This is a genomic window from Paenibacillus sp. J31R34, assembly GCF_059383715.1.
The window spans coordinates 25,580-40,667 of sequence record NZ_JBXENU010000010.1 but is presented as its reverse complement, the minus strand read 5'-3'; the positions used below and the strand labels follow the sequence as shown (position 1 = coordinate 40,667).

15 protein-coding genes are annotated in these 15,088 nt (G+C 49.3%); 2 read left to right on the top strand and 13 right to left on the bottom strand.

Going from position 1 to position 15,088, the window contains the following annotated elements:
* Window positions 1-8: 8 nt before the first annotated feature.
* The 5 genes from rsbW to AC50YG_RS24450 all read right to left on the bottom strand — a co-directional run bounded on the left by rsbW (window position 9) and on the right by AC50YG_RS24450 (window position 3,457).
* Window positions 9-461, bottom strand: coding sequence for an anti-sigma B factor RsbW (rsbW, locus tag AC50YG_RS24470; RefSeq protein ID WP_341279434.1), 453 nt, complete (start codon window positions 459-461; stop codon window positions 9-11).
* A 57-nt stretch (window positions 462-518) separates the two neighbouring features.
* Window positions 519-1,064, bottom strand: coding sequence for a DUF948 domain-containing protein (locus AC50YG_RS24465; protein ID WP_494830515.1), 546 nt, complete (start codon window positions 1,062-1,064; stop codon window positions 519-521).
* 146 nt (window positions 1,065-1,210) lie between these two features.
* Window positions 1,211-1,666 carry an ATP-binding protein gene (locus AC50YG_RS24460; protein ID WP_494830960.1) on the bottom strand — a complete coding sequence of 152 codons (456 nt, stop codon included), beginning with the start codon at window positions 1,664-1,666 and terminating at the stop codon, window positions 1,211-1,213.
* A gap of 17 nt (window positions 1,667-1,683) precedes the next feature.
* Window positions 1,684-2,010, bottom strand: coding sequence for an STAS domain-containing protein (locus AC50YG_RS24455; RefSeq protein ID WP_046229046.1), 327 nt, complete (start codon window positions 2,008-2,010; stop codon window positions 1,684-1,686).
* Between the two features lie 304 nt (window positions 2,011-2,314).
* The gene (locus AC50YG_RS24450) at window positions 2,315-3,457 is read right to left on the bottom strand and encodes a PP2C family protein-serine/threonine phosphatase (protein WP_473756300.1); all 1,143 of its coding nucleotides are present in this window, start codon (window positions 3,455-3,457) and stop codon (window positions 2,315-2,317) included.
* A 225-nt stretch (window positions 3,458-3,682) separates the two neighbouring features.
* Here AC50YG_RS24450 and AC50YG_RS24445 point away from each other — a divergent pair, with 225 nt between their 5' ends.
* On the top strand, window positions 3,683-4,060 hold the full coding sequence (locus AC50YG_RS24445; RefSeq protein WP_494830512.1) for a YtxH domain-containing protein: 378 nt from the start codon (window positions 3,683-3,685) through the stop codon (window positions 4,058-4,060).
* Window positions 4,061-4,122: 62 nt separating this feature from the next.
* On the opposite strand, the gene AC50YG_RS24440 is transcribed toward AC50YG_RS24445, so the two are convergent.
* Complete coding sequence (locus tag AC50YG_RS24440; RefSeq protein WP_494830510.1) at window positions 4,123-5,625, bottom strand: hypothetical protein; 1,503 nt, start codon at window positions 5,623-5,625, stop codon at window positions 4,123-4,125.
* Window positions 5,626-5,743: 118 nt separating this feature from the next.
* Between AC50YG_RS24440 and AC50YG_RS24435 the strand changes: the two genes are divergently transcribed.
* The gene (locus AC50YG_RS24435) at window positions 5,744-6,631 is read left to right on the top strand and encodes a helix-turn-helix domain-containing protein (RefSeq protein WP_494830508.1); all 888 of its coding nucleotides are present in this window, start codon (window positions 5,744-5,746) and stop codon (window positions 6,629-6,631) included.
* A 336-nt stretch (window positions 6,632-6,967) separates the two neighbouring features.
* On the opposite strand, the gene AC50YG_RS24430 is transcribed toward AC50YG_RS24435, so the two are convergent.
* The 7 genes from AC50YG_RS24430 to AC50YG_RS24400 all read right to left on the bottom strand — a co-directional run bounded on the left by AC50YG_RS24430 (window position 6,968) and on the right by AC50YG_RS24400 (window position 14,958).
* Window positions 6,968-7,681, bottom strand: coding sequence for a Crp/Fnr family transcriptional regulator (locus AC50YG_RS24430; RefSeq protein WP_494830506.1), 714 nt, complete (start codon window positions 7,679-7,681; stop codon window positions 6,968-6,970).
* Between the two features lie 84 nt (window positions 7,682-7,765).
* Window positions 7,766-8,860, bottom strand: a complete 1,095-nt coding sequence (locus AC50YG_RS24425) for a carbohydrate ABC transporter permease (protein ID WP_494830504.1) — start codon at window positions 8,858-8,860, stop codon at window positions 7,766-7,768.
* Window positions 8,860-9,942 (bottom strand): carbohydrate ABC transporter permease, encoded by a 1,083-nt coding sequence (locus AC50YG_RS24420; protein ID WP_341279444.1) that lies wholly within the window; start codon window positions 9,940-9,942, stop codon window positions 8,860-8,862. Before AC50YG_RS24420 ends, AC50YG_RS24425 begins: the two co-directional genes overlap by 1 nt.
* Window positions 9,943-9,968: 26 nt before the next feature.
* Window positions 9,969-11,390, bottom strand: a complete 1,422-nt coding sequence (locus AC50YG_RS24415; protein ID WP_494830502.1) for an ABC transporter substrate-binding protein — start codon at window positions 11,388-11,390, stop codon at window positions 9,969-9,971.
* 263 nt (window positions 11,391-11,653) lie between these two features.
* Window positions 11,654-12,697, bottom strand: a complete 1,044-nt coding sequence (locus tag AC50YG_RS24410) for a LacI family DNA-binding transcriptional regulator (protein ID WP_494830958.1) — start codon at window positions 12,695-12,697, stop codon at window positions 11,654-11,656.
* An 82-nt stretch (window positions 12,698-12,779) separates the two neighbouring features.
* The gene (locus AC50YG_RS24405; RefSeq protein WP_494830500.1) at window positions 12,780-13,589 is read right to left on the bottom strand and encodes an alpha/beta fold hydrolase; all 810 of its coding nucleotides are present in this window, start codon (window positions 13,587-13,589) and stop codon (window positions 12,780-12,782) included.
* Window positions 13,590-13,674: 85 nt separating this feature from the next.
* Window positions 13,675-14,958: an AAA family ATPase gene (locus tag AC50YG_RS24400; protein WP_341279447.1), complete on the bottom strand. Its 1,284-nt coding sequence runs from the start codon at window positions 14,956-14,958 to the stop codon at window positions 13,675-13,677.
* Window positions 14,959-15,088 lie beyond the last annotated feature (130 nt).

The window sequence follows — 15,088 nt, the reverse complement described above, 5'->3', positions numbered from 1 at the left end:
TTTTGTACTCATGCCATCTCCTCTTTTCTGCCAAGCAGTTTGGTAAGAATGACCTCCGTACCGCTAGTCGTATTCACTTCCACATGATCCATAAGCGCCTGCATCATATACAGGCCAAGTCCGCCAATTGGAGCATCGCTTAGTCTCGTCGTATGGAGCGCCCCCGCTGTACGGTTGACAGCCTGTTCATAATTAAAGCTGGTGCCATTGTCACGAATACAAATTTTCAAGCCGTCGAGCTGCTGTTCAAAATTCACTTGCAGCTCGCCAGAGCCAAGCTGCTCATAACCATGTATAATCGCGTTATTGCACGCCTCGCCTACGGCTACCTTCATATCTTCAATTTGCTCATATTCAAAGCCTAATTTAACGGCCAGACCATATAAGGTCAATCTTACAATATCGAGATAATCTGCCTCCGCTGGAATTGTCAACTGCACCGATGTTTTCATATCAGCCATTCTTTCCTTTCTACAGTAAGATGTTATGTTTTGTGCGTCATGCTGCTAACGGTCTGTTTACTGTCTGCTTGAAGCCGTATTATGCATACCAGCTGGTCCAGATACACTTTCTGCGGCTCCTGCAGCAGCTTTACGCTCTACGAGCAGCTGCAGTACTTTCGCTGCAAGCGTTGCTCCTTGGGCAAGTAATTCCGTCTTTGTGTTATTTACTGCCACTTTCGGTCTTGCTGCTTCCGCTTCGGCTTGTACAGCGGCTCTTTCCTTCCGCAGCTTCTGCCCTGATTTCACAGAGGAAATGAGTGCAACCGCCGATTCCTTAACCGCCGAGGTCGCTTCCTGAACGACATGGCCCACATCATCAAGTGATCCGAACAGCGAATCAAGCGATTTGAGCTTCATATTTACATCATCCGCAACAGAGTTCGTGGTTTGAACGACACTCTTCACCTCTGTACCGATTGCCGATATCTCATGCTTCACTTCGATTAAAGTTACCCTCATTTCATCAAGTGAATACTTAAGTGATCTAAGCGCCTCTATCACATAATAAACGAGTATGGCAAAAGCAATTGCTGCTATCAAAACCCCTATCTCCCATAGCATAAGCATAGCCCCCTTACTTTCCTTGTGCTTCTTGTTACGTTTAAGTTACCCTGCTCCACAAGGAATGAAACAGCAGCCGGCTAGCAATATAAAAAAACAAAACCACGACTTGCCGGGGCGTCCCATGCCTTAGTCGTGGTTATGTGTTATTGCAGCGGCAGAAGACGCTTGGTCATGATGACCTGCGTGCTTTCAGCGGAATGTATATTAACTTCATCCATTAACGCCTGCATTAAATACAAGCCAAGTCCGCCAACTTCCAAACCGCTCGCGTCTTCACCTTCAAGCGGCCCGGCCTTTTCCATACAGGCGCCAGCTTCAAAGCCTGCTCCGCTGTTCGTAATTTTAATCGTCAAATGATCTGGCAGCACTTCAAATTCAACTAAAATTTGAAGCTCGTCCTCCGCTGCTTGAACGGCATCAGACGCTTCCCGCTCGCCCGCTTGATCTGGCGTATAATGCAAAACAGCGTTATTGCAAGCCTCTCCAACAGCAACCTTCATATCCTCGATATCCTCAAACGAAAAACCCATTTTAGAAGCAATACCGTATAGGCTAAGCCTGACGATATCCAAATATTGTGCGTCCGCCGGTATTTGCATCACAATACGCTTCATCCTTAGCTTACGGTCCCTTCATTGATATAGCCTGAAATACCGGTAATATCAAATAGCCGCTTAATGCTTCTTGGAATATTTTTAACGATAAATTCTGCTTTCTTCTCATCACGCGCTTTAATGACCGACACAACGATGCCGATACCTGTACTATCAATATAAGCAAGGCGTTCCGTATCAAGAACAAGCGTTTTATCCGTACGATTGACAACCGTTTCGAGCAGGGAGCGCAGCTCAGGCGCTGCGGCCAAATCAAGCTCACCGCCTACTTGTACAATTATCGCGCTATCCGTTTCATGAATAACTGCCTGAAATTTGTTTAACGTCATTGAACACACTCCCAAGGCAAATTTTAAGTAGATCATATCAATAACACCGTCACTGCACAAGCGGAGAGCAGCCGATCTTGAAGATCGGCTGCCCGCTTGCCGCTCGCGGGATGAAAGCGACTATTACATTTACCATGCCTACGTTTGCAATAAAGTGAAAGGCAGCCGATCATGCTGTTCATACAAAACCAGCATCTGCTGAAATAGTCAGATATCCTTATATTAAACCGTTTGGGAATGATTGAAACAGCTCGCGGGCCATGATTTCAAAATTTTTTCTATGTCTATCTCGCTTGTACTTCTATCACGCCTTCGCTTTTGTTTCGACCGTAACGAGGCAAATATCATCCTGCTGGCTTACCTGTCCCAAGCCTTCGAACAGATTCAGCACATGATCCTCGAGCTGTTCCCCATTTTCACCCAGCCTTGCTTGCAGCTGCTGGACATCATCCTCTTGTCCTTTGGCGAGCTGATCGAGCAGGCCATCGGTATAGAGCACGATTTTCACCTGATTTCGATAAGCAATCGTGCCTTTTTTCACTTCAATGTTATCAAAAAATCCTAACGCGCAGCAGCCTTCCGTCAGCAGCTGCGGTTTTTGATCCACAAAAGCGATACCAGCGGGATGCCCCGCATTGACATACTCAATCGTCTGCTCGTTCGTGTCCAGCACATAATAGATGGCGGTAAAATAATAGTTCATCAGTTGATTCGAGCCCTGCAGCTGCATCATTCTCCGGTTCAGCTCAAGCACGACGAGCTCGGGATCGGAAATGCTTTTAATCGTATCCTGCAGCGCCGAATAAATATACATGCATACGAGCGAGGAAGAAATGCCATGGCCCATCATATCAAGCAAAATAACGCCATATTTTCCGCCGCCTAAGCAGTACCAGGCATAAAAGTCGCCTGCCAGCTCAGAGGATGGCCGATAAATCGCATCGATTTTGACCCGATCATTGTCTATCGGATCGCTAAGTATGCTGCGCTGCACCTGCTTCGCCAAATTCAGCTCGAAGGAAATTCGCTGATCGCGCTCCTTATGCCAATCCTTTTCATATTTAAGACGAAGCGCTGAGCGGATGCGGGCAAGCAGCTCGACTTTATTGATCGGCTTCATGACATAATCGATCGCTCCCGCGTCCAGCGCTTCCGCCAGCTTATTTGAATCCCCAAGCGCCGTAACAAAAATAACCGGTATATCGCGGTAGCGCTCGCTTTCCTGAATGCGCCTGCACGCTTCAATGCCATCGATGCCCGGCATCATTAAATCCATTAGAATGAGAGAAACCGGCGGTTCCGTTGCATTCGGCTCATCTAGCTCCAAAATATCAAACAGCTCCATTGCTGAGGAGGCTGTTGCTAATTTCGTATATCCGGCTTTTTGCAAGATCTTCTCTATAATGAGCAAATTCGTAGCGTTGTCGTCCACAATTGCAATTCGCATATGCTCGCGCTCCTTTCGTTGCTACAAGTTAATCAACCTTTTTTTTCAAAGTGAAACGCTCTAGTAGTTATATCATATACGAATATGCCTTTCCAATCCTATAAATAATGATCCTTCCATAAAGAGTGTTTCGCTGCCATTCATTTTAACCATTGTTTCAAAACTTGCTAGGCGGGTTACTTAATGACATGAGAGACGATAACCAGATAAGAGGAGAGGATTAATATGTCAAACCCTGTAAACGAAGCAAAATCAAACGGACTGCTCGCGGGAATTCTGATTGGAGGTGCGCTCGGTGCTTTGTCGGCCCTGCTGCTTGCTCCAAAATCAGGCTCCGAGCTGCGAAAATCTCTTTCCAATACATGCTCCGATTTATCACAAAAAACAGGTCGCCTAGCTTCCAACATTAGCGAGAAAACGAGCGATCTCGTTTCAACTATAGGCCATAAAACGCAAAATCTCGCCACCACCGTTCGCGATGAGGCCTCTGACATAGCCGACCATGCGAAGGAAAGCACCGAACATGTCATCAACGCTGTTACTGAGAAAGCCGAAGAAGCGAAGGAAGGCATTGAGGCTCAGCTTGAGGCACCGAAAGTTTAATCGAAATACTAAAAAAGGAGCCACACCAATCGGTGAGGCTCCTTTTTTGATGATCTAATTAGCTAGAGCGCCACATGCTTAATCCGCATAAGCTCCCCAACCTTGCTGAACAGCGCGGCGTTATGTCCAATAGACATGGCGCAGTGATGGGTTGGCGCTTCGGCAAACCATTTTGACATATAATCATCCGGATGCAGCTTGAACTTCACTGGCGTCTGCGTATTGCCGATGCGCATAATTGGGCCGTTGGTTGACTCCGCCTCGCTGCTGATCAGCTTTAGCCTGCCATCGCCTGTCTGGGTTAGGTTGAGCGTCGTAATCGGTCCCGTCTGCACCTTCGCTTCAACGGATACGCCCGTTCCTTGCTTGCCATGATACATACCCATGCCGCGCAAAATCGGCTTACCCTCGGATATCGCCACATGGAACGGCCCATCATGCCCGAGCAAAATCGTCTCGTCAACGTAATCGACGACGACGATTTCCGCGAAACTCCCGCCTGTACCGAGAATATCGCATATTTTCATAGCGATGGCCGTCTTCAAATCTCCTTCTCCTGAGCAAGGAATACCTCTGGCTGTCAGCAAAGAATGCCCTACGATAAAACCGCCTTGCAGCTTCTCGTATTCGCTGCCTGGCGCACCATGATAATAATAGGTTAGTGCATCAAGATCATATTCGCGCACCAGCTTTTCCTGTGCAGCCGCAACCTTGCATGACCATTCAAGCTGCTCCTCCGTCGGTTTTCTCGCAATCGGATCAGAAGGGGAGTCGCCGCTGAGCTGGAACATTGCCAGTACTTCATCCAGCTTGCGCTTCGTTTCCTGCGGCGTAATCGCCTTTAGCATGCGATCCAAATCGCACATTTCCAGCACTTCAATATGAAGGCCGGTCTGAGCCTGAATCATCGTAAAATCGCTATACATGTCCAGCATTCCACTGTACGTATTGCCGAGGAAGCCAAAACGGCCGTGGCGCAGCGTGCGTGGAACAGCAGCAGCCCTTACCCATTGTTCAATTTCCAGCCATGCGCGTTTGGCTTCCTTGCGTTCGCTAGTCACCTCATTCGTAAGCGAAATTTCCGGCGTATAATCAAGCCCGAGTAGGCCATTCACGACTTTGAAGGGAATTCCCGCTCGATTAAAGGCATTCGCAAACTCGGGAACCGGGCAAGCGCCGCAATGCGCCAGCCATTCTCCTGTCGTCGAGCTGTCATAATTCATTCGCTCAGTCGGCTGCAAATTAAGGAACACGACAGGCGCTTTATTAATTTGATGGATAGGCAGTACCGTCGAGCTGGTCGAATACGTGGCGGCATGGCAGAAAACCAAATCTACATTTTGCATATTAAGCCATTCTCCCACCTTGCGCCCCTCGCTTTCCGTATCCACCAAGCCATAATGGAATACTTCGCCCCATTGGGCGATTTTCTGCGCAATAAACGTTCCATATTGCTCAAGGCGCTCGCGCAGGCCGGGGAACTGCTCCCAATAAGCTCGCAATCCTACGGAATACAAGCCAATTTTCGGTTTACGGGCAGGCTTAATCGGTGTCAGCAGTGTCATGACGGATCATCCTCTCGGCTATAATCATGTTTTATATGACTATTGTAACGGCTTACATTATAATAAACATCAAATAAAGTTGTTCAAAAATAATACAATCTTGGGGAGGTATTCATCCATGCCTGCTTATCGTGAAAAAGCCATTCATGCCTGGACACCTGAATCCGTCCGCCTAGCCGCCACTCCATCCCCATTCGCAAAATCTGCTCTTTTTTACATTCAGGAAATTGGACATTTTCAAGCATTCTCCCCTTATTATACCGAGCGGGAGCAGCTTGAATCGTTTCTGCTCGTCTATACGCTCGCGGGTGCAGGACGCTTGACGTACCGTGACGTCACTTATGAGCTGCGGCCCCATCAGTTGTTTTTCATCGATTGCATGAGCTACCAGCATTATGCCGCAGATGCCGCTGCCGGCGGCAATTGGGAGCTTTTATGGGTACACCTCAGCGGCAGCACCACGCATGAATATTATGAGCAATTTGCCGTGGGGAGTTCCCCAGTCATTACGCTTCAAGCAAATTGCCGGACTGAGGCCTGCCTCAAGCAATTGCTGCAAATAAATCAGCAAAAAAGCACCCGCACAGAGCTCGCCAGCTCACTGCTGCTTGCTGAGCTTTTAACCGAGGTGCTGCTTGCAGCGCACGAACCGGAGCTGCCAAGCGCAGAGCTGCCGCCCTATATTTTCGCTACTATTGGGGAAATAGAGCAGCATTATGCACAGAAATTGACGCTCGATCAACTCGCGCGCCAGCATGCGGTGAGCAAATACCATCTCGCCAAGCAATTTAAGCGCTATACAGGCTTCTCTCCTCACGAATATGTCATTGGCATTCGCATTTCACAAGCAAAGGAGCTATTAAAATATTCGGATCAGCCTATAGCCGAAATCGCCCCGCTTGTGGGAATCGACAACGTCAGCCATTTTATCAATTTGTTTAAGGGGAGGGAGGGTATGACGCCGCTTGCGTATCGTAAACAATGGCAGCCATCATTTATTCGTTAAGCAAGGTGAAACGGCTGCCGGCATCCTTTGGCGGCGCGGCGCGTTTCAGTCCGAGAAATATAGAGAACGTATTACATTAAGATATACTTTCCTATATTCGAAAAAAAAGGAGGCCGCCCTCTCAGTAGTGAAACACTACTTTCAGGGCGGCCTCTCGCAAGGCATCATGCTTGCTTAATAGAGAGGGCGCTTCGCTCAGAAGCGCATTATGAATAGGTAATGAATAAACGGGAGGATGACATCACGTCATTATTATTATCTTCTTCTTTTAGATCATAACAACTTCTCCCGCATAAAAATGTAATCCAAATTACATTTTCGCAAAAATAATGGCAATCAGCCTTCTTGAGCGATAGCTTCCTCATCATTAAGCCTGCCATCCTGGTGGATTCCGCCGATGACCTGCAGCTGCTCTTTGTTCAAAATGCTGATTTTTTTGCTCACAATACGAATATAACCTTCATTTTGCATTTCAAGCAGCACCTTGGTCACCGTCTCCCGCACCGTTCCCGTCATATCGGCAATTTGCTGATGCGTCAGCTTCAGACCGATCGTCGTTCCGTATTTATCCGACAGCCGCAGCAGCAGCCGCGAGATTCGCGTACGAGCATTCGTAATCGTCAGGTCGGTAATCAGCTCATTCGCCTTGCGCAGACGTTCCAGCGTAATGCCCAAAATATGAATCGCAATGCCCGGATTTTCCTTCAGCAGGGCGAAAAACTGCTCGCGCTTCAATACATATAGCTTGCTTTTCTCCAATACTTTCGCTGACGCAGAACGGAGCTTCGTACTATCAATCAGCGCCATCTCGCCAAAATAGTCCCCTTCATGGAAAATAGCAAGTATAACCTCGCGATCCTCCTCATGCCGGTAAATTTGCACCGCTCCGGCTTTAATCATATACAGCTCATCGCCTTCATCCTGCTCCCAGAACAGCTGGGTGCCCTTAGCAAAGGTTTTCGTCACGAACAGCGGAGCGATCGCCGCCAGCTCCAAATCATTCAAATGTTCAAAAAAGGGGAAGTTTCGCAAAAATGTAATATCTGACATCCTCAATCTCCTCCTACCCAGCTATTGTACCCAATCTTTCGGGCATACGCACGGGTTTCTTGAAGGAGAGGCGCCATTAGATGCCTAGCCTTTCACCGAGCCGCCCAATAAGCCGCGTACGAAATATTTTTGCAGGGCGAAAAATACAGTTAGCGGCATCAGCATCGAGACGAATGCAGCTGCTGTCAGCAGATGCCAATCGCTGCCTCTTGATCCTACCATTGCGGCAATCCGCATCGACATGACCTGTACATCCGGCTGGCTGCCGATAAACACCAAGGACACTAAATAATCGTTCCATACCCATAGAAACTGGAAAATACCGATGGAGGCAATCGCCGGAACCGACAACGGCAGAATAAGCCGTGTGAAAATCGTAAAGTTCGACGCGCCATCCATAAATGCCGATTCGAACAAGTCCTTAGGCAGCTGGCTGATGAACGTATACATAAAATATATCGTCAGCGGCAGGCCGAAGCCGGTATGCGCAATCCATATGCCCAGGTAGCTGCCGTTCAGGCCAAGTGCCGTATAATCCTTCAAAATCGGGATGAGCGCAACTTGGAGCGGCACAACCAGCATCATAATGACAGCAACGAACATCGATCGACGCAGCGGAAACCGCAGCCAAGCAAATGCATAAGCGGCGAAGGTCGCGATCAGGATCGGGATAATCGTCGATGGAATCGTCACAACCAGCGTATTGAGAAATGCTTTGGAGAGGCCTTCTCCCTTCTGCGCTCTTACCGTGCCGTCTGACTGCATAATTTCAAAGGTTTTGCCTGTCAGTACGCCATTATAGTTATCCAGCGTAAAGTTCGAGTTCACCTTCCAGTCTGGCTGCTGCACCTGAATCGTGCGCGCCCGGCGATTTTCCCAGATCAGCCTGCTGCCATCCTGCGCGGTGACGCCGCTGCGCAGCTGATCATCGTCAAACACCTCGCCATTCACCTCAATCGGCTGCCGCAAATCGGTTTCCTTCGGCAGCGTGATCGTCGATTGCGCAACATAATCACGGTGCGGGAATACCGTCCACCAGCCCGTCTGCAAAATATCAACCGCAGGCCGGAAGGAGGAGACCAAGAGGCCTACCGTCGGGATGAGCCAGATGAGGCAAATAAAAGCGAGTACGACGTTGACGATTGTTTTCGACATCGTCTTTTTCCTTGTTCGCTTCATCAGAATCCCCCCTGTTTCCGGAACTGCCGCAAATTAATAATGATGACGGGAATGACAGCGATGAGCAGCACAATCGCCAGCGTTGAGCCATAGCCCGCGTTGCGATACATGAAAAACTGGCGGTAAAACTGCGTCGCCACCACTTCCGTATCATATTGCCCTCCAGTCATCACCATGACGACATCGAAAATTTTGAGCGTAAAGACAACAATTGTCGTCGATACGGACAAAATAGTCCCCGAAATCGCCGGTATAATGATGCTGCGAAAAATACGAATTTCCCCTGCGCCGTCAATGCGCGCCGCCTCAAGCATATCCTCCGGCACGCCCTTGAGCGCCGCCGAGAACAGCACCATCGCAAATCCCGTCTGCATCCAAATCAGAATGGCGACCAGGAAAAGATTGTTCCAGGGCTGGAGCATGCTGGTAAATGCCTGTGGTTCCCCCCCGAAGGCGACCACGATTGCATTGAGCAGACCGATCTGCTCATCTCCCGGCTTGTAGAAATAAATAAATTTCCAGATGACGCCAGCAGCGACGAAGGAAATCGCCATCGGCATAAAGATGATGCCCTTCGCCAATTTCTCGAAGCTGCTGCGATCAGCGAGCACTGCAATGAGCAAGCCCAAGCAGATGCAGGCGGTAGCGCCAAAAGCGACCCATATTAGATTGTTGCGCAGCGCGGTGAGCAGCAATCTGTTTGTAAAAATAGCGGCATAATTGGAAAGTCCGACAAACTTCTCCGTACCGGCATCCATAAGACTCATATATAAGGTGCGCAGCGTCGGGATAAGCAGCAGCCAGCCGAGCAGCAACGCAGCAGGTCCTACGAAAATAAAGGGCTGGATGCGTCGCTTCCAGATGTCCGGATATTGTTCCACTGCCCAGTTAAACGACCAATAAATCGAATAAACGCCCAGCACTCCCCAAATGATAGCAAGCAAAGCATATAAGACAGATGGCAAATTCGTATCGCGCAGGAATAGGTAAATGCCTGAATGTAAAATCGCATTTACAAGCACGACAGCCAGAGTAACGGCAACGTTTCGCGACTTGCTCGTTTTTGGCGTGGAAGCTAGCATGGCCCAGCCCCTCCTTCAATTAAAATTTAATTGTTAAAGCCAGACTGTATTTCTTTAAGCGCGCCGTCCAAATCAACAGTACCGCTAATATAGTCCGTCGTTCCTTTCCAGAACGTGCCTGCTCCTACCGAGCCAGGCATCAGGTCAGAGCCATCGAAGCGCAGCGTCGAAGCATTTTTCACGAGCTCGCCCATTCTGCGCTCCACATCCGTCGGATACCAATCCAAGCTTGCATCATTCATTGGCGCGATTATGCCACCGGACTGCACCCAAGTCTTAATCGATTCGCCTGTCGTGAAAAACTCCATAACTGCGCGCACTTCCGGACGGTCGTTATGCATCGCATACAAATCACCTGCAACAAGCACTGGGTCACCATAAGCCTCATCAATCGACGGCAAGTAGAACCAGTCATAATCTTCACCCGATTTCAACCCTTCAGGGAAAAAGCTTGTAATAAAGCTGGCTTGGCGATGCAGCCATGCTTTAGGCGGATGATCAAACATCGGTGTAACCGAATCCCCGAACGCGGTCGTTACGATCGACTTGCGTCCACCGTAAACATAGTCGTCATTCAGCCAAATTTGCGACAGCTTCTCGAATGCATTTTTCACAATAGGATCTGTAAATGACAGCTCGCCTTTTACCCACTTATCATAGTTTTCTGGTGTTGTCGTGCGCAGCATAATGTCTTCAATCCAGTCGGTTGCGGGCCACCCGGTTGCCGCTCCGCTTTCAATGCCAATTGCCCATGCCGGATCGCCGTCTGCGGCAATTTGCTCCGTGAGCGCCAGCAGCTCATCCCAAGTCTTAGGTACGGTATAACCTGCATCATCGAACTCTTTCTTTGGATACCAGACGAGACTTTTCACGCTGCTGCGATTCCATATGCCGGCCATAATCGATCCACTCGGACCTTCCATCGTCGCCATATCCAGCCAGCTTTGATTGTAGTTGCCCTTCAGCTTATCGGCGTCCAGAAATTGCGACACATCGATAACCTTGCCCGATTTCACGAAATTCGCCAGCAGGCCTGGCTGCGGGAAATCGGAAATATCCGGCGCATTGCCGCCGTCGATTCGAATGGAAATCGTCGCCTCAAATTCCTTTGAGCCTTCATATTGAATGTCGATGCCCGTTTGCTCCTCAAACGCCTTAATGCTCTCCTCGAATTTCACCTGGTCCACATCAACGAATGGACCAAACATCGATACCTTCGTTCCTTTGTAGTTGCCGGCAAGCGCCTGCTCCAGCGGCGAACCCTCCGCGTTTCCTGCCGGCTCCTTCGTAGCTTCCGCACTAGCCTCAGGTGTAGCTGTTGCTGCCGCTTCCTCGCTTGGAGTGCTATTGCTGCCGCCACTTCCGCTGCTGCAAGCAGCTACGAGCAGCGCCATAATTAAAACCATGCTCAGCATGAGCGTGTAACCAAACTTAAATGGCTTTTTCAAAAGAACCATCCCCTTATCGTTCATAGTCAAGTGAATCGCAAGTCATTCTCGTTGATGAACGTTCGCCGCATGGTGTACGTTTGCAGGTTGTACGTCGTTCATGGAAGCTATATTCATAGCGTAATGATGCATCCCCCCCTTCACGATTGAAGCGAAATGAGATAGCCAAAGAATACCACTGCTCTGCCCTAAATGAATACGCTTACATCAAGCGTATTCAGCAAATGAACCGCAGGTGACAAGTACAGCGAACAAACATCAGCCTAGGCTTCTTTATGCACAGTGCTTTGGAGGCGAACATGAGGCGCAGGCAAAGTGGACTCTCTGATGATTAACTCGTGAGGAAGCCATTCTCTTAGAACAGCAGCTTCTCTGCCTTCGAGCTGCTCATGCATTTTTTCTACAGCTCTCCAGCCGATCGCATACATGGGCTGGGCAATCGTCGTCAGCTTCGGTATCGTCATCCAAGACATGCGCAGGTTGTCAAAGCCTACAACGGATACTTGATCGGGAACACGAATTCCGCGATCATTCAAGCAGGAAATAACGCCCATTGCAAATTCATCGGAGCAAGCAAATACAGCAGTAAGATGTGGGTGTCGGTCGAATAAGCGAGAGGTGGCTGCATATGCTTCTTCAAACCAGTGTGTTGCAAACTCTACGTAGTCTGCACAATGATGGAGGTTGTTTTGTTCGAGAGCCCGGACGAAGCCGTCATGGCGGGTCTGACCTGAGATGGGGTCGGGCAGCGTGAAGCAGATGAGGCCAATATGCTGATGCCCTTGTTCGATTAAATAACTGACCGCTTCGAAAGCAGCTGCCTCCTCGTCAACCTTGACGGATGGAAGCTCATATTCGAAAGACACGGTTGACACAAGCACGACCGGATAGCCGCAAGCTTGCATCGTTTCGTAATACTGGCTTTGGACATAATCGCTGACGAACAATAAGCCGTCGGCCTGCTGCTTGTTCAACGTATCCAGATAAGAAATAGTTCGCTCTGGCACCCGATCCGTATTGCAAATCATCAAATTGTAGCCGAGCTGCTTAGCCGCATCCTCCATGCCGCGAATAATTTCGCCAAAATAAGCATTGCGGATGTCGGGAATGAGAACACCAAGCATTTGCGACTTTTTGAATATAAGACCTCGGGCCAGCGCATTCGGGTGAAAATTCAAGCTGTCAATCGCTTCTAGCACACGCTGTCGCTTATCCTTCGTGACCGATTCCGGCGCATTCATGACACGGGAAACGGTGCTGATGGATACGTTAGCCATTCTAGCAACGTCGCGGATCGTAGGCTTCATCGCCAAACCATCCTTTATTTTCTTTTTTTTGAAAACCTTTTCAACGTCATTATAATGGCTAAAATATCCTTTGGCAACCGTTTTATTTTTGCAGCTTCGAAAGCCAAGCATCGATTGCAGCTGCCACCTTGTCCGCTTGCTCGGCAGCAGATATCGTCGCATCGTTGTCGCCGGACTGCTTGCCATATGTACCAAAGCCGCCATGATTGCCGCCCTCAATCGATACATATTCGGTCAGCTCCGCAGGCAAATTTTGCTTGGACTGCTCCCAGGTTTCCTTGTTCAGCACAGCATCCAGCGATCCCGTAATTTGCAGAACCGCAAGTTTGCTGCCACTCAAATCAGCGCCGTCATCGGCATATGCGCCCATAAAAAAGATGCCGGCCAGCTTATTCGGATTCTCTGCCGCATATCTCGCAGCAAATGCACCGCCAAGCGAATGCCCGCCAATCACATAGCTTTCTTCTGGATGCTCTGCTATGTATTCATCTGCACGGTCCTGCGCAGTAAGCGCCAAGTTAAATGGCATTGACGCCACATAAACGCGATGTCCAGCTTCCGCCAGGCGCCGCGCAAGCGGTGCGTAGCTTTCCGGCTTCACCAGACCTCCTGGATAAAAAATGATGTTAGGCAAGAGCAGCTCCTCGCCCGCTGCCGGCTCAAAACGGTAACCATGCTTAAGCTCACTTACCTGAACAGAGCCGTCGCTTTCCAGCGCGGTGAGCGCTTCTTCCAGCGGACTATACGTCTTCGCCTGTAAAAATAGGAAAATCCCCAAAATCAAAACAATGACGACAATGGCTGCCCATAACAGCACTCGCTTCCAAGGCGAACGACGTCCACGCGAATGACGGGATGGCGAGATTGCATTTGAACCATAATCCATTACCATTTCAAAACTCCTTTCAATTCAAACATAATCGGATGGCAGCATCCTTTGCCGCCATCCGATTATGTTAGTTAGGTGCGAGGCACGCTTAACGCGTTTGAAAGCCTACCGGCTTTTGTCCCTTGTCTGCCATCCATACTCCGCGGCGGTCCTTGTCAAAGTCTGTTTTCAGCTCTTCAATGACCCGCTTCAAATCTACAGTTTGCTCGTAGTGCTTCTGAAGCGCCGCGGACACATACAGCTCATTTAGCTGGGCAAACGAGAAACCCTCGGTAAATAACGCTGCGTCCTCCATAAGTCCATCCGCTTCCTCTGCCAGTCTTCCGAACCCTTTGCGCTGCAAGTAGGCGAGCCGCAGCTCTTTATCCGGCAGCTTCATCTCATAAGCCCGGTCGAAGCGGCCCGCGCGGTTCATGAGCGCCGGATCGATTTTTTCTGGATAATTCGTCGTGCCGATTAGAAACAGCCCTTCACGGGACGTTGCCCCGTCGAGCGTATTCAGAAAGAAGGAGCGTGCCGACTCCGGCATCGAATCGATATCCTCAATCACGAGAATCATCGGCGCCATTTTCATCGCAGCGGAAAACACCTGTTGAATCGAATCGCTCGTCGTATACTCCGTAATTTGCCAGTAGGCGACGGGAGCCTCTACGCTGCCTGCGATTGATTTTACAAGCGTCGTCTTGCCATTCCCCGGCTTGCCATACAGGAGGATACCTCTTTTATACGGCACGTTATAGGTTTGGAAAAACTCGCGATCCCGGGAGAAAAACTCATCGATGGAACGGTAAATTTGCTGCTTCAAGGAATCGCTCATCATCACCTCGTCGCGTTCTACCATACGCGTGATTTGCTCCTTGCTGCGCTCAAACCCTTCCTTCGTATCAGTAAAAATCGTCACGCGCCGCTCACTAAGCTGCCTCGCCTGCATCGCTTCGAGAAAAGCACGCATCGTCTCATCATTTTTCGCAAAAATAATATCTTCCGTGTTCAGGCCATACTGGCGCAAAAAAGGAATACGGGCGAACGCTACCTCATATTCGGGATAAGAAATGACATTATTGCGCAGCGAAGGATTGATCCGGTAATTGGCTTCAGACTTCGAATCCTCAAAGCGAAATGAGCGATCCTCCACCAAGTCGTATATAGCAGCCTCCCGCTTTACACCTTCGTATCCACTCGCGAGATCATCCGAAACCCAGTCCCACACATCGTCCCCGTCATCCTGCATGTACAGCTGCATAGGTGAGCCGAAGGCTTCCTCAAGCATGCTCTTAATCGTTTGGACGGCCGTTGCATAATTGAAATAATCATCGGTGGATTGGCCTGCTTCTGCTTTGAAAATATAAGGTTTATACGTTTTGGTAATCATAAATGGGGCATTATCTCCTTTAAAATAGGAATTACGACCGGGCTTGTCCGCCACACCCGTTTCTATATTTGGACAAAAAAAGACCGCAAGCCATCAGCCTACGGTCCTTCTGCATATGAAGAGAAGCTGC